The sequence below is a fragment of the Burkholderia sp. L27(2015) genome, from assembly GCF_009765705.1.
In the GTDB taxonomy this organism is placed as follows: Bacteria; Pseudomonadota; Gammaproteobacteria; order Burkholderiales; family Burkholderiaceae; genus LMUX01.
Genome location: NZ_LMUX01000016.1, coordinates 51,821 through 71,884, shown reverse-complemented (window position 1 = coordinate 71,884; position 20,064 = coordinate 51,821). Strand labels below are relative to the sequence as shown.

The following is a 20,064-nucleotide window of genomic DNA, read 5'->3' as shown; positions in this document are numbered from 1 at the left end:
TGTTCAAGCGAGCCGTGAAATCGACCGGGATGAAAACCCTGCTCACGATCGATCCAACCTTACTGCAATGGTATGCGCTTCTCCAGAAACAGGAAAAAGCGGAGGAACACGCGCGAGAACAAGCGCCAGAACAAGCGCGAGGGCGAGAAAGCGAAGGCGCCATGATCGAATACCTTGCCGACCCCTTCCCGGACGTGAAAGCGACCGATCCGGTTTTGGCTAAAAAGCGCCTCGGTCTTGGGGCCGGAAAACATCTGCTCGTGTACGGCCTGATCAACCACAGAAAGGGCATACACGAATTGGTCGAAGCCTGTGCAGAGCGCCGCGACGCGCCAACGCTCGTGGTTGCCGGGAACCAGGATGGCGATACCCGCGACTTCCTTCAGCACGCCGCCACGCGTCTGTCGCCGGCTCCCGTCATCTTGGACCAATTCATTTCGAGCGAAGTCGAACTCGATCTATTCTCTGCCTGCGATGCTGTCTGGCTCGGCTACAAGGGTCACTACGGAATGAGCGGCGTGCTCGTGCAAGCCTATCGATTTGCAAAACCCGTGATCGCGACCGCCGACGGTTTGATCGGATGGTTCTGCAAGAACGCCGAACTCGGCACCGTAATCGACGATCTTTCCAGCCCCACCATCAATCGTGCGCTGGATCGAATCCTGCTCGATGCGCCGCAGACGACACACACCGCCGCAGACGCGCAAGATCACCTGCTCGCGAGGAACACATTGACTCAGTTCAAACTGACCCTGCAGCAAGCGGGCCTAGGCCCATGGCCGGTCGACCCGAGCGCCCGCGGCCTGCGCCCCCATCCCGCGGCGTGAAGAGCATGCGGTGAAGATCATGAGCGCTGCATGAAGATCATAAGCGCTACGCGAGCTATCCATCAGCACCGGCGCAGCACGGCAAGACACACCACCCACTCACTCAGGAAGGCTGTCCGCCGACGGCCGGCACATCGACGGGTGCGGCCCGGCGCTTGGAGGGGAACAACGTGTCGCGGATGCGCAGCATGGGGAACTCGATCGCGCGAGTGGTGACGTAGCCCAGCGTAATCGCTATGCAGAACTGCGCGCTCATGACGAGCACCCATACCATGATCGCGGGCAAGCCCAGCGCCGTCGCCTTCGCGATCAGGATATCCGCGGGCCCAAGGGCCAGCGAGTGCCACAAGTAGATACCGTAGGAATAGACACCGATCCAGGCAATCACGCGAAAGACGATAGCTCGGTGGATAGGCGCGGAGTATTCCAAGGTAAGCACCAGCAGCGCCACGAAGCCGAGGGTCTGGATCGTGTAGCCGATGCTCTCGTCGAGGGCCACATGCTTCGTGCAGAGTGCCAGCCACGCAATCAACCCGGCGACCATGGCGATCAGCAAGCCTTTGCGTCGGGCAAAATTACGATAGATGCCGGGCTTCATCCAATAGATCGCCGCGAGTATGACGCCGAACAACAAACTGTCGATGCGGTACTGCGTGTAGAAAAACGCTGCATGGACGTCGCCGTTCCAAACCACGATGCAGCGCGCCACCAGAACCACGCCACAAATCGCAAGCAAGCTGGCGATAATGACATTCGCCCGCAAGTGCAGACGCGAAAAGATCAGCAGCAGCGCCGGCAGGAACAGATAAAAATGTTCCTCCACCGCGAGGCTCCAAGTTTGCGTGATCGACGAGCCCAGATAGTTCTGCAGATGCGTCAGATTCTGGATCAAGAACGTGCTGGTCGGATGACGGCCGGCGAATACATGGAACAGTATCAGCACGTAATAGGCCGGCCAAATCTTGAAGATGCGGCGAATGATGAAGCGCCGTGCATCGACTCGGCCGGACTCCGCGTACTGGCGCAACAGCAAGCCGCCAACCAGAAAACCGCTTAGCGTGAAGAACAGGTTTACACCCTCGCGCCCGAAGTTCTTCAACGGATATTCGATCGCGCCGACGATAGCGCTGCCGGTTTGCACGGTGTGGAAATGGAAACCCATCACCGCAATGATGGCGATCCCTCTGATGAAGTCGAGCTCGATCGAGCGATTGGGCATCTGCGAGCGGGTTGCTCCGACTATGCTCATGCCGCCCTCCCCTGGTTGCTGCCTGCGGTGAATTGCGCGCCCGAACTGAAATCTTCAACCGACAACGGCGCATCCATCCGCCAACATCACGGCGTGTACGGCCAAACCGCGAAATCTGCATGCCGATAACCCATTGCACAGGCCAAATACGAATATGCGCGAGAGTGCTCTGAGACCGCAGACGCACAGCGGGCCTAAATGCGGACCGACATGCGGGCTGAAATCAGGGCGAGCGCGGCCCAAGCGTGCGCAGCAGCGGACACGATACAAAGCGGACAGCGCCCCGCGAAGTGCACAGGGATCAGTGCTTTTACGACGATGGCTAGCTGTTTGCAGCCGCACGCGTTCCGGCCATTTTTAACGCTGTTATATTTTGGCCAACGGGGCAAAGGGGGCGTGGGGATATGGGCGCGACGACACAGCAACCCGGTGCAGCACTACCTGCACTGACCAGCATCCGATTCTTCGCCGCGCTGACGGTGGCACTCTGTCACTTCACCGGATTGGGATTGCTCGGCACGCCCGCACACTGGATTCAGTGGGTCGACGGCGGCCGCCGCGCAGTGTCTCTATTCTTTGTGCTATCCGGCTTTATCCTCACGATCACGTACCGAGACACGATCGAGACCCGTGGCGTGCGACGCTTCTACGTTGCGCGCGTCGCAAGAATCTATCCGGTGCTGCTGTTGTCGATCGTGCTGGCAACGTTCGTCACCGTGTATCTGCTGTACGCCGATAACGGCGTTCTCATGCACGGATGGTATGCGCTGAGCAAAGGGGCCTACGCCGCACTCGCCGTCAGCTTGCTGTGTCAGCTGTTGCTCCTCACCGCATGGCTGCCGTTTGCCGCGCTCAATCAGCCGTGGAACGGCCCGACCTGGAGCCTTTCGTGCGAGGCGTTCTTCTACGCGCTGTTCCCGCTGCTGCTGCGCACGATCGCACCATGTCGCGTGCGCACGCTTGTGATGAGCTGTGTGGCGCTCTGGATCCTGCAGGGCGCATGGATACTGGTCGTGGCGCGCGTATTCCCGGCTGGGCGCAGTGGCTTCATCATTGCGCAGTTTCCGATCACACACCTGTTCGAATTCGTACTGGGTGCCTGTACCGCGATTGCCTTCCTCACGCTGCGCTCAGGGGCCAAGAAAAGGGGCCAAAAAACCCATGGCATAGGAATGCTGCTGGTGGGTGCATCGCTAGTCGCGATAGCCCTGCTGGGCTACACGCAACCGCTCAAACCGGCCTACTTCCTGGAGTCTCCGGTTTTCGACGCGCTGATCCTGGGGCTGGCACTCCTCGAGCACCCGGTCATCGGCTTGCTGAATTCGCGCTGGCTGGTCCGGCTTGGAGAGGCCAGCTACGGCTTCTATCTGATACACGTGCCGATGGCGCATCTGGCTTTCATCGTCGGCTTTCGCGCCTCGAACGGCTGGATCGCGCTGATCTTCACGATCTGCTGCAGCGTGGTGATCTTCCAATACTTCGAAGAGCCGATGCGAAAACGCGTGAAGGCCTGGTTTGCCCAACCCGCATCATCATCGGAGCCCGGCTTGCGCGACATCGCACCGCGGGTGCCCTCTTAAACCGATCATCGACTATCCGGCTTTACATGTGCGGCAAGACGTTCAACAAGACGTACGCAACATGTGAAGACGAAAAGAGACTGTCATGCGTAATAAATATACGACACTCTGGATCTGGCTTTTCCTGTGTCCCCTCGCGCTCGATTATAAAAGCGCCGAAGCAACCTCGGGCCACGCGGCGCAATTCCTGCTGGCAGCGCTGACCATCGCGGCCGGACTGATACTTGTGCTGATCGCACCGCGCTTCGGACGACCGTCGGCATTGCGTGCCATCGTCACGGCGGCCTTGCTGCTCACCGTGCTCGGCAGCTTCATTACGCAATTGCTGCAAGGTAACGACTTCGGCAACTACCTTCGCGTCTTGCTGCCCTTCGTGTTATTCCTGCTGGGCTATCTCGTGGCATGCCACCCGTGGCGCAAAGAACGTCTGAAGCACTTTGAGAAAGCGATGTTCTGGGCCATGGTGATGTCGATGATGTTCAGCTTTGTCTATGGCATGGCCATCAGCACCGACCTCGATACCGTCCGCTTTCGGATCGTGTCGGTCACCCTGCTCGGCTTGCAAGGCGTCCTGCTGCACGAAATGGTGGTCGCCAGGCGTGTGACCAAATTCACGATGATGCTGTTTCTATGCACCGTCGTCATCGAATTGCTCAGCGTGACGCGCAGCCTGATCGTCGGGACGCTACTGCTGTTCGTGCTGGCCGTGTGGATGAGCGGCTACTCGGCGCGCCACCTACTGCGGGCGGTGCTGCGCAGCGTAGTGCTCATCGCTCTGCTTGGCGGCGTAGCGGTGAGTGCGGCCGCCATCTTCCCCGAAGTGGCGGAGCATTGGACGCAGCGCCTCTTTGCATCGAAGGAAACGACCTCCGGGCGGGACCCTACGACCATCACGCGGCTCGCCGAAATGAAGGATCAGTATGATCAAGTGGTGTCGTCTCCGACATCGTTGCTCGCCGGCAAGGGCTTCGGGCACTTCTACCACTATTCTCCGGACTATCTGCCCTATCTCGCGGGCCAACTGAGCCGCAAGGATTTCTTTGCGATCAAGGAATGGGCGGCGGGGCATAACTTCTGGGTGTACCAGTTCTTCGCGGGTGGGTTGATTTTCGGCATCGGGCTGCCCGCGGCCGTGTTGTACGCGCTTTACTGTGGCGTCGCCGCGTTCCGGTCGTGGCGGCGGATCCGACCCGACGCACCTTATCTGCCGATCATGGGCCGCTCCATTTTGCTGCTGGCCGCGTTGCTTGCGACATCGATCGGCGGCAACCCGCTCGGGCCGCGATTTTCAGGCCTGGTATTCGGCGTGGCGCTCGGCTTGCTGGTGTCCATGTATTCGCGCCTGTCGCTATCTATTAAACGACAACCCGTGAAGCGGTCGCGGCGGCGCACCGTGAGCGTTGCTCCGTCGCTGACGCCGGCGCCGGCGCTGGGGCCGCCTAGGCCCCCGCCGCGCCTGGTGGGTCATGTCACGCACAGCGCTGAAGGCGACGACCACATGTTGCCATCTGCCTGAAAGGCGCCTTCTTATGAAGATTCTTCATTTGCTCGCGACGGCCGATTTACGCGCCGGCGGCCCTACCGAAAGCGTACGGCAAAGCAGTGCCAGCCTGATCGCCATGGGGCACCACGTCGAAGTGGTCACGCTGGACGATCCCGCAGCGCCCTATCTGTCGGCGCTTGCGCTGGACGTCCACGCGCTGGGGCCGGGGCGCGGTAATTACAAATTCAGCCCCGGCCTCGTTCCTTGGCTGCGCGAACATGGGCGCGAATACGATGCCGCAATCGTCAACGGACTATGGCAATACCACGGCTACGCGGCGTGGAAGACCTTGCGCGCGCTGGGTGTGCCTTACTACGTATTTGCGCATGGCATGCTGGACCCCTGGTTCAAGCGTACCTATCCGCTCAAGCATCTGAAGAAATGGCTGTATTGGCCATGGTTCGAATACCGGGTCCTGCGCGATGCGCACAAAGTGCTTTTCACCGCGCAAGAGGAGTTGCTGCTCGCACGGCAGTCCTTCTGGCTCTACCGCGCGCAGGAAGAGGTCGTTTCGTTCGGTACGAGTGCGCCGCCCGAGAACGCCGATGAACTGCGGCAGGCATTTCAAGCCGCGTATCCCGAACTGGCCGGCAAGCGCCTGCTGCTGTTTCTTGGACGCATTCATCAGAAGAAAGGCTGCGACATTTTGATCGAAGCGTACGCCAAGGTGGCGACCCTCGATCCGTCGTCGCACCTCGTAATTGCGGGCCCCGATAGCGCGCAATGGATGGCTACCTTGCAGTCACTCGCACGTGAACTCGGCGTAGCCGAGCGTATTACCTGGACAGGCATGTTACAGGCGCAGATGAAATGGGGTGCCTTTTACGCGAGCGATGCATTCGTGTTGCCTTCGCATCAGGAGAATTTCGGCATTGCTGTGGCCGAAGCGTTGGGGTGCGGTTTGCCGGTGCTGATCTCGGACAAGATCAATATCTGGCGTGAAGTGCAGGCGGACGGCGCCGGCTTGGTGGCGTCCGATACCGTGGACGGTACGGCTCAAAACCTGCGCCGCTGGCTGGAACTCGACCCGGCTTCGCGGGCAACAATGCGCGCCCAGGCGGCCGAGTCGTTCAAGCGGCGTTTCACGGTGGATGCGATGTCTCGTGACCTGCTGCGCGTGCTGCAGCCGCACGCGAAGAATACCGGCAATTCCATAGCCAATCCCGCGGGCGACTCCGGCGGCAACCCGACGAGCGGCGCGGCGAGCAATCCGGTTGGAGGCACGACCGGCGACACGGGCGCTCGCTCGGCTTAACTACACGCTCATTGGCTCGAACCCTAGCAACAGGTTCAAACACACCACAGCATCAAAAAAAACAGCGCCGCCCGAACATCGATTGCAGGCGGCGCCGGTGTTACCAACAGGCAAGCGTTAGATCAGGTCACTTCTTGCGCACCGGAAACGCCAGATCGGGCGCCGTACCGAGCGCCGAGGCGACAAACGGAAAGGTCGCTTCATCCGGTTCAACCGCAGGCTGGCGCTCGGTGCCGGCATGCTCGACTGGCCCCGAGTTAATCGAGGTCAGCGTTGCACCCGTTTGCAGCCGTTGCACGATATGTGCCCCCAAGCGCAGCGCCAGCGCAGCGATCGTCGTGGTCGGGAAATTAGCGCCAACGGTTGGGAATACTGAGCTTCCGGCAATGTATAGATTTGCCATCCCGTGCACGCGGCAGTTGCGATCGACCACACCTTCCTTCTGCGAATCGTGCATACGCGTCGTACCCATGTGATGCCAAGTTCCCTCCAGCGCCGCAGGCCATGGCTGCCCTTCCAGCAGGGGATCCGGTACGACATCCGCCACGCCGGTTTGCACCAGTTCCTCGCTGAGCAGCGTCACGGTGCGATCGAACGTGCGCTTGACCAGCTCGGTGAGCTGCCAGTTCACCTTGACCCGGTTCAGGCCCAGGCTGTCCTTCTGCAACGAGAGCGTAACGCGGCTATCGCGGTTGGGCTCGGCCTCGACTATCGTTTGCATCTTCACGTCCGTGATCAGTGCGCGCGGCTGCAGAAAACGCGCCAGCCCAAAGCTGACCGTGTGGACCGGATGGGCGACCATGGTGGCGAGATCCGCGCTCAACTTCCAGCCAGGCTGGTCTTTTCGCAACAATGCCTGCTTGCATCGGAAGAGCGCCATCGCCCCCGCACTGCCCTCGCCGTAAAACACGGAATAGAACCATACGCGCGAATTCAGCAGGCGCTCTCGCTTGAGCACATCGTGCGTCAATGCGAATTGCGACGAGATGTGCGTGCCGTTCGCGGCGACGGCTGCGTTCTGATAGTGATATTTGATGTCATACAGCTTGTTGCGCGTCCAAGGCTTCTTGAATCGGATACTGGCTGACATGAGGCGCGGATGATCCATGAAAAAACGCCCGACCAGATCGTTGCCGTTACCCAGGCCGGCAGCTTGGACCTTGTTCGATACGAGCAGCATGCGGGCGTTTTCAATCCCGCCGGTGGCCAGGATAAACAGCTTGGCCGCGACCGTGAACCTGCGCCCGCTCAAGGTTCCCACCTGCACACGCGTGACGCAACGGGCGTCCTCGTCGGTGTCGATATTGAGCGCGTTGGCGTGCAGAAAAACGCGCACATGGGCCGATTGTTCGAGATCCTTGCGATAGAGTTTGCCGAACCGCACCGGGGGACTGAATTGCGAAATCGTATCGCGTATCTGGCCACTGGGTAGCGGGAACCGTCGCACGTCGCCCCGGCCGATTGCGGCCTCCCAATGCGCCGGATCGAAGTTATTCTCGCCTAGCTTTAGCAGCGCGTGCGTACGAGCGTAATACGGTCCCAGCTCCTCGAAACCGAACGGCCAGCCGCTATGGGCCACCCAATCGCGTTTGTCGAAATCCCACGGATCGAACGGACGGCACCAGCCGCCCCAACAATTGCTGCTGCCGCCGAGAAAGCGGCTGCGGCTGCCGTCGGCGAACGTGTAAGGCACGCCGACGTTCTCACCGCGATATAAGTCACGCGTTTCGTCATCGGGTTTTAGTCCGCCGCTCTCGAGCAAGCAGGTATCTATATGCTGTTTTTGCATCTCCAGCGCGAGCGTGATGCCAGCCACGCCGCCGCCAATGATGCAAACCGTGGACTCAACGACCGTCCCTTCTTCGACACTTCGGCTGTCAATGAACATTCCCCGTGCTCCTATCCTTATGCCGCGTTGGTGCTACCTCGTGACTATGAAACCCTGCCAGTCGGGTTCTGCCGGCATCTAATATTCGAACGGGCGGCACCGCATTACCCGCCAACATTACGGCATGGACGGCCAAGCCGGATCGATTGCGAGGGTGAGCGGCGGGTGCCGCGCCAACAGGCCCTGAAAAACCTTGTGTGAGCGCGCCAAGGCATAAGTCTGGCGGGCGGATCGAAGGTAAGTGTTGGGTAAAAAACACATGACAGCCCGTCCTTCATCGCGGTGCAAGACCACTCAGACGTCAAAGCGTTTGCGGATGAAGCGCACGGGGTTGCCTCCATACACGCCTTCGGCTTCCAGCGAGCGGTGCACCACCGAGAGTGGGGTTACGACCGCGGAACGACCGATGGTCACGCCCATCTGGACCACGCACTTGGCCGTGATCCAGACGCCGTCCTCGATGACGATAGGCGCCACCTGCAGATCCATGTTGGTCGCGAGCGCGTGCGAGCCGGCAGTCAGAAACGTACCTTGCGAAATGCAGACATTCGACCCGATGCGGATTGGCGCCTGGTTGTAGATCCACACGTCCACGCCGAACCAGCAGTTGTCGCCCACTTCCAGATTCCACGGCGCCTTGACACGGATCGGGTGCACGAGCCGACAGTGTGCCCCGATCCGCGCACCGAATAGCCGCAGCAATCCCACGCGCACCGCCGATGACGGAATCAGTTTGTTATTGATGACGCATGCTTCGAGAAAAAACCACGCGAGCTCTGTGACCAGGCCTTTCTTTGCGACGTAGTTGCCCTTGCCCGCCTGGGCGAGATCGATGACCCTTCCCGTGCCAGGCGGCGTACCGTACTTCGCGTCGTGTCTTGGAGCGCTGTCTGCGCCCTGTGCCGCGCCGTGCGCCATACCTTCGCCCGATGGGATTTCGTTCGTTCGATGTGATTCGAGTGCTCTTTCCATTTTCGTGACTCTCAACAACCGCTCGATGAGCTTGCCAGGCCAGGACGCCTACGCCACACTTTTGCAGCCTATCTCGACCGCGCGACTCCATCTGGCCGCGTACGCCGGACTTCGATAAATTATGTTTGAGTGCCGCTGTGCTGCGCGTGCGCGAGCGCACCGAATGTCCCTCGCGGCAAGTATTTTGGCGGACGGACGCTGCTGGAAAATGGGCCGCCAGACCTGCCACTAATAAACGCCTCGAATTCGCAACTCAAACGCGATCGCGCAACGTGCCCTCACGCGCACTCATACGGTCTCACGTGCCCCGGCATGCGGTCTGTACGTAACGCCTCAATACGTGCCCCAAATTCGGGATCCCACCAAGCCCGCAACCGCGTCCCCATCCAGCCCCCAAATAAGCCCCAAATAAGCGGGACAAACGCGCGCTGGCGTATGGACATCCGCGGACGATCGGGATAACAATTGATCCGTTATCCCGATCGTGGAGCCCATCATGACGACAGCTTTTGCCCGCCTCATCGCGCTCACGCTATTGGCCCTAGCCGCTTCGTCATCGGTGGCTCAAACAGCCAATCAGGGTGCTGGAACAGCAAACGCCGGAGCAGGCACAGGAGCCAACGCGCAGCGCAATGACGCTCAGGATGCGGGCGGACAAAATAGATTTCTCGGTGGGCCGGGCGCCTATCAGGATCCCTATCAATCGCAACTGAATTCGTTTGGAGCGCAGGAGGATGCGCTGATGAATACGCAAACCGATCCAACGCGCACGCCCACGGAGACGAGGATGAACGATCAAGGAGCGGCGGGTCGCACGCCAGGATCGTTCGTGCAACCCGGCAGCACCGCCATGCGTCGCAAAGCGCTTACGCGCGATGCAACGGGAAAACTCGTGGCAACCCCCGAAGGCGCCTCCAAGGATCTCTACCGACAATCGTTCGGCGCCCCCGCAAAGGACGCGGCGACTCAGATCTATAAGTCGCCGTGGTGAGGGGCAGCGCCGTGCGATAGCGTGACTACTCGATTTTCTTGATTTCGGCGGCCGTAACCGGCATCTCGTTCGGTGCGTTCGGCGTTTTCGGCGCTTTCGTTTTAAGCACGCGCATCCCGGCGCTCGGCGAGCGCGCTTGCTTCTCCCGCGCCAATAGGTCGCGCAAGTACGCCAGTTTCTCCTCCAACCTCCCGAGCACTGAAGCCGGCGACAGCTTGCCCTGCGCAAAGCGCCGCGCGGCGGCCCCCAGCATCGCACGCTGCGGTGGGTCGGCAGCAAGCGACTTGATCGCCGCCACCAAGGCTTTGACGTCTTCCGGCGGCACAACTACCCCACGTGGCGAAACCACATTGGACAATTCCGTGCCCACGCGCGCCATCGCGATAATCGCCCGACCGCTCGCGAGCATGCCCGTCAGCTTGGAAGGCATCACGAGATCGGCCGCGTCGTTGCGTTGCGGAAGAACATGAATGTCCGCGAGATTGAGCAGCTCGTTCAGTCGTTCAACCGGCTGCAGCGAGAGGAATCGGCAATTTTTCAACGTGGCGCAGCGCGTCTCGAGATCCGCCTTGCTCGCTCCATTGCCGCAGAATACGAACACGATGTCGGTGTGGCTACTGAGCTTCGCGGCGGCCCACGCCAGTATCTCGATCCCCTGCTTCACACCCATGTTGCCCGAGTAGAGTACGACCGTGGCGGACTCGTCGATCCCGAGCAAGCGCCGGTAGTCGCTGGGGCGCCCAAGCGGGAAAATCTGCTGCGTATCAACCCAGTTGGGCAGGCTGAATAATCGGGCCCCCTCCACGCCTTTGTCGAACGCGCGTCGAATCATCCTATCGGAGATCGACGACACCACATCGAAGCGCCGCAGCACGGTCCGCTCAATCGAGTGCGCAATGGCCTCCGCCCGCGGGCCTCTGAGCAGACCCAAATCAAACGCGGCATCGACTTCGAAATCCTGGATATGCAACCACGACTTCGCGCGCGTGAGCCGCGCGAGTGCCCACGCCGCCGGCGCGTTCGCCAGGCTAGGCGCTATCGTCATGACGACATGCGGGCGCCACCAAGCATGGCGTAGCAACACCGGTAACGATGACAACGCGAACGAAAGCAGATGCAGCATGCGGGCGGCACCTCTAGGTCGTTTCGGAATCCATATCGGTGCGCGCCAGACACGCACGCCGCGCACGTCTTCACGGCGATATCGCCCCGCCGAATAGCCCGGTGCGATCTGCCATTCCGGATAATACGGCGGCGCGCAAATGACCCGAACCTCGTGCCCGTTGCGAACCAGCGACTCCGCCATCTCTGCCGTGTACTTGCCGGTGCCTGTCAGCTCGGGAGCGTAGTTCAGTCCGTAGATGAGAATTTTCATTTTTCCCCCAACCACTGTCGGGTATCAAGCCCACCGCACGCAATCACTCGCCAAGCAATCAGTCACCCAACATCAATGCGCATCCTCGCGCGATATTGGCCGCAGCCGATGGCGGATCGAAACGCTGGATAACGCCCATGCAGCGCTTCGCAACACTGGCGGTATCGGCAAACGCCTCCATCGCCTTGAGCATCGTGCGCTGCAAATGCGCGACATCGCCAGCACTGAACGAATAGCCGCTGATGCCATCGATAATCAATTCGGGGACGCAGCCACAACTTTCGCTGACCACTGCCGGGCAGCCGTGGCTGAGCGCTTCGTTCACCACCAGCCCCCAGGGTTCGCTCTTGCTGGGCAGCACCAGGCAGGTTGCGCTGAAATACTCGCGGGAGAGCGGCTCATCCTGAAGGCTGCCGAGAAAATGGATGGAATCGGAAAGCCCGAGCTCGATGACCTTCGCCACCAGCTCGTCATGCATGACGCCGGTGCCGACGATGCGCAAGCTCGCGTTAGGCACGCGCCGCTTGAGCCCGGCAAAGGCGTCGAGCACCGTTGCAATGCCTTTTTCCTGCGACAGACGGCCGACATACAGGAACACCGGCGCGTTGCCGGCACGAAAATGCAGGCGATTGGACAAAGCGCGCTCCGGCACGAACGACGCCGGCAACGCGGCGGCCTGGCACGGAATGAAGATCCGCTCCTCCTTCGCACCGAGTGAAATCAGATAGTCGCGACTGCGCTCGCCAAAACCGAAATAGCCGTCGCACAGCGAGAAGAAGACCCGCTTCGGAATCGAGGTGAGCAACTTGCGCGGCCGGTCTCGCCCCGTGGAATCGCAAAACACCGCGCGGCGTTTGCCGGTGACGATGCAAGCCAGCATCATGGCCCAGTACTCCGCGCGGTGATAACCGGGCAACACCACCAGATCCGACTTCGCCTTCAGTACTTCCCAGGTCAGGCGCATGATCATGCGCCACTGGGGTACATCCTCGTAGCATCCGTCGTAGATCTTTTTCATCGGATACCGATGAAACGAGTAGTCCACGTCGGAGAAGCCGATTCGGTCATGCTCCGTGTCCGCGATCTGAATCACCGAGTATTTGATCGTGCCCGCGCTGGAGATGTTATGCAGCGCCGAGAACACCACGCCCTTATGGCGCGACCACACGACATTGTGAAAAACCGTGACTGAGGCTGTCATTTGAAATCGTCCCCCTGTATTTGGGCCGCCGTGGGGCGACCGAATTACGATTTACGGTGACGACGCGCTCTTCCCTAAGCGCATCGTTATGCCCCATAAGGGCTTACGCGTGCAACGCTTGCGGCGCGACGCAGCCGTAGCGAGCAACAAAATCCTCATACGTCGCCTCCATGCCTTTTTCCAGCCCGATCGATGCGCTCCATCCCATTTGTTTCAGTTTTGACACGTCCAGCAGCTTGCGCGGCGTGCCGTCCGGCTTGGACGCGTCGAAAACCAACTCGCCATCGAACTGCACGACCCGGCTCACCACTTGCGCAAGTTCCCGGATCGACAGATCCTCCCCGACACCGACATTGAGGACTTCCTCGGTGACATCGTTTTCCAGCACAAAGACAGTTGCGCCCGCCAGGTCATCCACGTGCAGGAACTCCCTGCGTGGCGCGCCCGTGCCCCAGACCGTCAACGTACGATCGCCGCGCAACTTCGCGTCGTGGGCTTTTCGGAGCAGCGCCGGCAATACATGGCTGCTGTTCAAATCGTAGTTGTCGTTCGGGCCGTAGAGGTTGGTCGGCATCAAGGACACGAACCTCGTCCCGTACTGCCGGTTGTAGGCCTCGCACAGCTTGAGTCCCGCAATCTTTGCGATCGCATACGCCTCATTGGTCGGTTCCAGCGCCGAAGTCAGCAGGTACGCTTCCTTGATCGGTTGTGGACACGCCTTGGGGTAGATGCACGACGAGCCGAAGAAGACCAGGCGCGGCACTTCGCACAACTTAGCGGCGTGAATCACGTTCATTTCGATCGCCAGGTTTTCGTAGAGGAACGAAGCCGGCATGGTTGAATTGGCGAGGATGCCGCCGACCTTGGCCGCCGCGAGCAAGACCACGTCCACCTTGGCCTCTTCGAAGAAACGACGTACGCTGGCCTGGTCGGCCAGGTCGAGTTCTGCCCGGCTCCGGGTCAGGATATTGCGGTACCCGCCGGCACTAAGCCGGCGGACCAAAGCGGAACCGACCATGCCACGATGCCCCGCCACATAGATACGTGCGCTCTTGTCCATGATCGTCATTCGTGGTGTTCAAGCGCGGTGAAGCCCGCCATCATCACGAGCGCATCGCGGCGCGCGATCTGGAAGTCGGCACGCACCATCTCCTTGACGAGCGAGGCAAACGAAGTGGTCGGCTTCCAGCCGAGCTTCTCGTGCGCCTTGGCCGGATCGCCAAGCAGCGTTTCCACCTCGGTGGGCCGGAAATAGGTGGGGTCGACGCGCACGATCACATCGCCACACGAGAGTTTCGTCTCGCGGCCCGTGACCTTCTCGACGATGCCAACTTCATCCACACCGCTGCCCTCGAAGCGGATCGTCACCCCAAGCTCAGCCGCTGCGTTCTGCACGAACTCCCGCACGCTATATTGCACGCCGGTCGCGATCACGAAATCTTCCGGCTTTTCCTGCTGCAGCATCAGCCACTGCATCTCGACATAGTCGCGTGCATGACCCCAGTCGCGCAACGCCGAGAGATTGCCGAGGTACAACATATCCTGCAGGCCCACGGCGATACGGGCGATCGCACGCGTGATCTTTCTCGTGACGAAGGTTTCGCCACGCACGGGCGATTCGTGATTGAACAGAATGCCGTTGCACGCGTAAAGACCATAGGCCTCGCGATAGTTGACCGTGCTCCAGTAGGCGAAAAGCTTCGCCACCGCGTAGGGACTACGCGGATAGAACGGTGTCGTTTCCCGTTGCGGCACTTCCTGCACCAGGCCGTAGAGCTCCGAAGTCGAAGCTTGATAAAAGCGCGTCTTTTTATCGAGGCCGAGAATCCGGATGGCCTCGAGAATGCGCAGCGCGCCCAAGCCATCGGTATTGGCTGTGTACTCCGGCTCTTCGAACGACACGGCGACATGGCTTTGCGCCGCGAGGTTATAGATTTCATCCGGCATGACGCGCTGCACGACGCGCAGGATGCTGGTGGAGTCGGTCAGATCGCCGTAGTGCAGAAAAAGCCTGCGGTCCTCGGTATGCGGGTCGCTATACAAGTGGTCGATCCGGTCGGTGTTGAACAGCGACGACCGCCGTTTGATGCCGTGCACCTCGTACCCTTTCTCGAGCAATAGTTCAGCGAGATAAGAGCCGTCTTGCCCTGTAATGCCGGTAATCAAAGCGACTTTACGATTCATCGTGTGCCTCACGTTTCAGGGGGTATTCAGCGGCGCGCGCAGGCGGCGCGCCGGGGGGAGGAACGGCTACGAAAACACGCAAAACGCGTGAACTCGCATCACATCATTCGATATCGCGCGTCCTCACTCTGCAACGCTCTTGTAGCCGTAGTAGCCGCCATAGGACGAGCCCGGGAAGACCCTGGACTGCGGCGCATCGGTGAGCAAGACACCCTTCAAGCTGACCCCGCCGTTTTGCAGCCGCTTGACGGTCTCGCTGATTTCATCCACCGGATGACGGCCGTGACGAACCACGAGCAGCGTCGTGCCCGCATGCTTGCCGATCAGGGTTGCATCGGTCACGGCGAGCACCGGCGGCGTGTCGATGATCACCAGGTCGTAGCGATGCGCCAGTTGATCGAGCACCACGCCCATCCGGTCGCTCATCAACAGCTCGGCGGGGTTCGAGGGCAGCGAGCCTTTGGTCAGCACATCCATGCCGGGCAGCACGTCATGCAGCACCGCGCGGTCGATGTCCGCGCCCATCAGCACGTCGGACAGCCCTGGCTGGAATTTCACACCGAAGTGCGAATGAATATCGCCGCGCCGCATATCGCCGTCGATCAAAAGAATGCGCTTGTTGGCCGATGCAACCAGCGCCGCCAAGTTGACCGAGAGAAACGACTTCCCGGCATCGGGACGCGAGCCCGTAATCATCACGATGTTGTTCCGGGCGCCGGCCAGCGTCATTTGCAACGACGTGCGTATGCCGCGGATGCCCTCGACGGCGGCGTCTTGCGGCGACAGCACCGCGAGCACATGCAAGCCGTCACGACGCGAGGCCACTTCATTGCGCAAGCGCAACTGCTGGTTGCTGCGCGGCACGATCGCAAATACCGGCACGCCCACGGCTTTTTCGATTTCGTCGGGACGCTCGACACCGCCGAACAGCGATTTACGCACAAAGGCAACCACGATCCCGATGAACAAGCCCGCTGCACCGCTGAGCGCGATCACCAGCGGCCGATTCGGGCGGACTGGATCGTCCGCCACCTCGGCGAAATCGACCACACGCACGTTGCCGACCTGCCCGGCTTTCATGATCCGCAGTTGTTGCGCGCTGTTGAGCAGATTCGTATACAGCTCGGTATCCACACGCACATCGCGCAACAGACGCAAGGCGCTTTGCTCGGTAGCCGGCAATACGGAAACGCTGCGGCCCAGGGAGCCGGATTGGCTCGAGAGCGTCGCGATTTGCGCATCGAGTGCGGCGACCGCCGGATGCGACGCGGTAAAGCGTTGTGACAATTCCGCGCGCTGTTGCTGCAAGTCGACGAGCTTGGTCTTGTTGTCGACGATCTGTTGCAGCAGCAGCCGGCTTTCTTCGCTAAGATCGACGGTGCGCTGTTGATTGCGGAACGTGTTATAGCGTTGCTCCGCACGATCGAGCTCGGCGCGCAGTTGCGGCAATTGATCGTCGAGGAACGCGAGCGTGTGTTCCGCCTCGGCGGAGCGCGTTGCGAGATCCTGTTCGACGAAGCGCCGCACGATGTTATTGACGATGGCTGCGGTCAGCGCGCTGTCATGCCCTTCCAGGCTCACATCGATAATGCCCGACTGCAGCGCGGCTTCCGCCACCAGCAGTTTGCGCTGCAGCGCATCGACCGTGCCCAGCGTGGACGCCCGCGACAATTGATACTGCGTGCCCGGTGCACCGACCAGGGTATCGACGTGCAAGGTCACGGGGCCGGCCGAACTCACGCCGCTCGCGTCCTGCCCGACCTTGCCCGTGAGCACCCGTACGTCGTTCGGATCGGTCAGTACATACGAATTGTCGGCCGCCGCTGTCAGCGTATAGGTCTTGCCGTAGTCCGCCGCCGGCGTATCAAAGCGAGACACCGTGATCTGCTCGTCGCCCCACGCGTAATGCGACAGCGCGTCGATCGGCGGAACCCAATTGAAGGTCCTGGCGATGCTATGCGCAATGCCGCCGAGGACCGGCAGATAACGGGGCCCGGCTGAGATGTCCAGATGCAGCTTGCGCACTGTATCCTCCACCACCAGCCGCGACTTGACCAATTCATTCTCCGCGGCAGTGGTCGATTTCGTGTCGAAAAGCTGCGACATCGTCTGGACCGGATCTTTATTGTTGTTATTGTTATTGTTGTTGCTCTCCTGGACCTGGATCATCGCGTCGGCACGATAGACCGGCGTCGCCAAAAAGGCGTACGCCGTGCCCAGCGCCAGTACCGACAGCGCAATGATAGCGATGATCCGCCAGTTCCCGAGTACAGCGGCGAGGTAATCCGAAAGACGAAGCTCATCCCCGGTATAGACGCCCGCGTAGTGGTCATCGAAGCTCATTGCCATCATTTCACTCCTGTCGTTCCAACAATTGCCTTCCCCAGGCACAAGCGCGGGCACAACCTAGGCTCGCTTCCTTACTTTCCTACAACCGCCCCTGTCAGCCCGGCACTGATCAGCGGGAGGATCAAGTTCAGCACACGGCTAAATCTCACGAGCGAATTGTTGTCGAGATACACCACGTCCTTGGGTTGAAGCTCGAACTGGTTCGCCAGCACCATCGAAACCGGAGAAGTGGCGTCGAGGTGATAGATTTGCGGCTTCAGGTTCCCCGCGTCGCGAATCACATACAGTTGCTTCGCATCGGCAGTGCCGGGATTCACGCTGCCGGCTTGCGAGAGTGCGTCGCTCAAAGTCAGCGTGCCGTTGCGTGTGGGCAGTACCGTCGCCGGCTTGTTCACCTCACCCATCACGTACACCGCGTTGTCTTCGCGCGAAAGCACTCGGAGCATGTCGCCGTTAGCGAGCATGATGCGAGCCGGATTGACCCCTTGATCGATCATGTCGGACACGTTGACCGGATAGGACACGCCGTCACGGATGAGCACCACGCGGCTTTGGTCCGCGTTCGGTGCGAATCCACCTGCGCGGTTGATCGCTTCGGTCAAGGTCATCGGGATGTCGTTGATGGTTTGCGCACCGGGTGCGCGCACCTCACCGTCGATGTAGACCTGAGCGGCACGGTACGATGCCACACGCACGGTCACTTGCGGGCTGACGAACACGCGGCTCAGGCCCTGGGCGATCCGCCGCTGCACTTGCTCGGCGCTCTGGCCACCCACGTGCACGTTGCCGACATAGGGAAACTCCACGTTGCCGTCATGATCGACGACAAACCCGGGCGAAGCGTCGGACGGACGCGTCGACGCCGCAGGCTGCCCCAAGGCAGCCGCAAGCTCCGGATGGTCCCACACGGTGATTTGCAATACATCGCCGGGACCCAGCTTGTACGGCCCGGGAGCCGCGTAGAGGCCTTTCACCTCGGCGGTATGCGTTTGCGCGGTGGCGCTATGCATTTGCCGGATCAGCGTGAGGTCGATCGGTGTGATCGCAATCTGAACTTCGGTTGCCGGATCGCCATCGGCGGTGCTGGTTTCCGGCAAGGTCGCCGGCTTCACCATGCGCATGCCAGGCGCATAGGCGCACGCCGACAGAAACGTGATCAATATCACCGCCAGACCAACACGGTATGCAGGCACCGTCCACTCGATGGTCCGCTCTATTGCTCTTGATTTTTTTTGCGTAAACATGTTGGTCGTCCTCCCTTCAGTAGGCATTGGTATGCCGTAATCCATTGGCGATCGTCCTGGCGATAATGCGTAAATCCAGTGCGAAGGACCAATGGCCTAGGTAGTACAAATCATGTGCCACGCGTCGCTCCATTTTCTCGACGCGGTCAGTTTCACCACGAAAGCCGTTGACTTGCGCCCACCCCGTGATGCCCGGCTTGATCCGGTAACGATGGATATAACCGGCGACGACCTTCTGATACAGATCGTCATGCTCGATAGCATGGGGTCGCGGCCCCACAACCGACATATCGCCACGCAAAACGTTGAAGAACTGCGGCAATTCGTCGAGGCTCGTGCGGCGCAGGAAAGCCCCCACCCGCGTAATGCGCGGATCGTTGCGCGTCGCCTGTTTCACGACGCCGGCTTGCTCTACGTGTTGCCGCATGGAGCGAAATTTGTAGATGCTGAATACGCGCCCATCCGCGCCCTTGCGGCGCTGTTTGAAAAGTACGGGCCCGGGCGAAGACAATTTCACCGCCACGGCAATGATGAGCAGCAGCGGCATTAGCCCAATCAGTGCTGCTGCGGCGAACAAGCGATCGAAGATTTCCTTCTGCATCAATGCATGCGGCGACAACGGCGACGCGACCAGATTGATCGCCGGCACACCGAGCAGCGTCGTCATGTCGCTTTCGAAGAGCGCCAGGCTGCGCACGTCCGGCATGAAGCGCACGTTGATCAGGTCGTTGCGAAACTCGTTGACCAGCGCCAATATCGTTCGCTCTTCGGACAGCGGCAGCGCGAGCCATATCTCATGGACGTCTTGCGAGCGCACAAAATAGGAAAACGCCACGAGGTCCAGGAACACCGGCACCTTGGCGTGAGCCGCCGAGGTATCGGGACACAGGTTGTAGATCGCCGCGGCGCGAAAACCCGCCGTCGGCTTGGCTTCGATCTTGCGCACCACGGCGCCGCAATGGCTGCCGCATCCCACGACCGCGACCTGGTGCACGTTCAAACCGGCATTGCGCACATGAGCGAGGACAAAATGCGTGGCGAGTCGGCCCGCGACCATGAAGCCACCGGCCATGGCAGTCCAATAGATGAACCAGAGCCGCGACACACTGTCGATGCGATGCAACGAAAACATCAGCACGAGGCCGCACGCCTGCACGATCAACCACGCGATCGACACCTGACCCGCCAAGGCGATCTTCGAGCGCCCGCGCCAGGATTGATACACACCGAATGCCGGGAAGAGCGCCAACGCCAACGCAGGCGCAAACGCCACGAACGCTTCGTAGAAGCTGCGCTGCGAGGCGTCCCCGAAACGGATTTGCGACGCTACCAACGCCGCCAGGACGATTACCGCGACATCGAAGATTCGCGCCGCCAGACCCTGTAATTCGCGCATCTTGTTTCTC

15 protein-coding genes are annotated in these 20,064 nt (G+C 60.6%); 5 read left to right on the top strand and 10 right to left on the bottom strand.

Annotation, left to right across the window (positions count from 1 at the left end):
• Positions 1–827, top strand: an 827-nt coding sequence (locus GSQ77_RS08250) for a glycosyltransferase (protein WP_158900946.1), incomplete at its 5' end; no start/stop codon positions are given.
• 103 nt (positions 828–930) lie between these two features.
• Here GSQ77_RS08250 and GSQ77_RS08245 read toward each other — a convergent pair.
• A complete protein-coding gene (locus GSQ77_RS08245; protein ID WP_158900943.1) occupies positions 931–2,076 on the bottom strand; it encodes an acyltransferase in 1,146 nt (381 codons plus the stop codon).
• Between the two features lie 404 nt (positions 2,077–2,480).
• Here GSQ77_RS08245 and GSQ77_RS08240 point away from each other — a divergent pair, with 404 nt between their 5' ends.
• The 3 genes from GSQ77_RS08240 to GSQ77_RS08230 all read left to right on the top strand — a co-directional run bounded on the left by GSQ77_RS08240 (position 2,481) and on the right by GSQ77_RS08230 (position 6,454).
• Positions 2,481–3,656, top strand: coding sequence for an acyltransferase (locus GSQ77_RS08240; RefSeq protein WP_158900941.1), 1,176 nt, complete (start codon positions 2,481–2,483; stop codon positions 3,654–3,656).
• 85 nt (positions 3,657–3,741) lie between these two features.
• The gene (locus tag GSQ77_RS08235) at positions 3,742–5,172 is read left to right on the top strand and encodes a hypothetical protein (RefSeq protein WP_216854870.1); all 1,431 of its coding nucleotides are present in this window, start codon (positions 3,742–3,744) and stop codon (positions 5,170–5,172) included.
• Positions 5,173–5,185: 13 nt separating this feature from the next.
• Complete coding sequence (locus tag GSQ77_RS08230; RefSeq protein WP_158900939.1) at positions 5,186–6,454, top strand: glycosyltransferase; 1,269 nt, start codon at positions 5,186–5,188, stop codon at positions 6,452–6,454.
• A 127-nt stretch (positions 6,455–6,581) separates the two neighbouring features.
• On the opposite strand, the gene GSQ77_RS08225 is transcribed toward GSQ77_RS08230, so the two are convergent.
• Both GSQ77_RS08225 and GSQ77_RS08220 read right to left on the bottom strand, forming a co-directional pair.
• Positions 6,582–8,342 (bottom strand): FAD-dependent oxidoreductase, encoded by a 1,761-nt coding sequence (locus tag GSQ77_RS08225; protein WP_158900937.1) that lies wholly within the window; start codon positions 8,340–8,342, stop codon positions 6,582–6,584.
• A 294-nt stretch (positions 8,343–8,636) separates the two neighbouring features.
• A complete protein-coding gene (locus GSQ77_RS08220) occupies positions 8,637–9,314 on the bottom strand; it encodes a DapH/DapD/GlmU-related protein (RefSeq protein WP_254067523.1) in 678 nt (225 codons plus the stop codon).
• Positions 9,315–9,810: 496 nt separating this feature from the next.
• Here GSQ77_RS08220 and GSQ77_RS08215 point away from each other — a divergent pair, with 496 nt between their 5' ends.
• Positions 9,811–10,305 carry a hypothetical protein gene (locus tag GSQ77_RS08215; protein ID WP_158900934.1) on the top strand — a complete coding sequence of 165 codons (495 nt, stop codon included), beginning with the start codon at positions 9,811–9,813 and terminating at the stop codon, positions 10,303–10,305.
• 25 nt (positions 10,306–10,330) lie between these two features.
• On the opposite strand, the gene GSQ77_RS08210 is transcribed toward GSQ77_RS08215, so the two are convergent.
• The 7 genes from GSQ77_RS08210 to GSQ77_RS08180 all read right to left on the bottom strand — a co-directional run bounded on the left by GSQ77_RS08210 (position 10,331) and on the right by GSQ77_RS08180 (position 20,054).
• Positions 10,331–11,680 carry a glycosyltransferase WbuB gene (locus GSQ77_RS08210; protein WP_158900932.1) on the bottom strand — a complete coding sequence of 450 codons (1,350 nt, stop codon included), beginning with the start codon at positions 11,678–11,680 and terminating at the stop codon, positions 10,331–10,333.
• A 58-nt stretch (positions 11,681–11,738) separates the two neighbouring features.
• On the bottom strand, positions 11,739–12,881 hold the full coding sequence (locus GSQ77_RS08205) for a glycosyltransferase family 4 protein (RefSeq protein ID WP_158900930.1): 1,143 nt from the start codon (positions 12,879–12,881) through the stop codon (positions 11,739–11,741).
• Between the two features lie 103 nt (positions 12,882–12,984).
• On the bottom strand, positions 12,985–13,941 hold the full coding sequence (locus GSQ77_RS08200) for a GDP-L-fucose synthase (protein WP_158900928.1): 957 nt from the start codon (positions 13,939–13,941) through the stop codon (positions 12,985–12,987).
• 5 nt (positions 13,942–13,946) lie between these two features.
• Entirely contained in the window at positions 13,947–15,065 is a 1,119-nt protein-coding gene (gmd, locus tag GSQ77_RS08195; protein WP_158900926.1) for a GDP-mannose 4,6-dehydratase, read from the bottom strand.
• Positions 15,066–15,188: 123 nt separating this feature from the next.
• Positions 15,189–17,414, bottom strand: coding sequence for a polysaccharide biosynthesis tyrosine autokinase (locus GSQ77_RS08190; protein WP_158902850.1), 2,226 nt, complete (start codon positions 17,412–17,414; stop codon positions 15,189–15,191).
• A 71-nt stretch (positions 17,415–17,485) separates the two neighbouring features.
• Positions 17,486–18,607: a polysaccharide biosynthesis/export family protein gene (locus tag GSQ77_RS08185; protein ID WP_254067522.1), complete on the bottom strand. Its 1,122-nt coding sequence runs from the start codon at positions 18,605–18,607 to the stop codon at positions 17,486–17,488.
• A gap of 67 nt (positions 18,608–18,674) precedes the next feature.
• The gene (locus tag GSQ77_RS08180) at positions 18,675–20,054 is read right to left on the bottom strand and encodes an undecaprenyl-phosphate glucose phosphotransferase (protein ID WP_158900924.1); all 1,380 of its coding nucleotides are present in this window, start codon (positions 20,052–20,054) and stop codon (positions 18,675–18,677) included.
• Between the last annotated feature and the right edge of the window lie 10 nt (positions 20,055–20,064).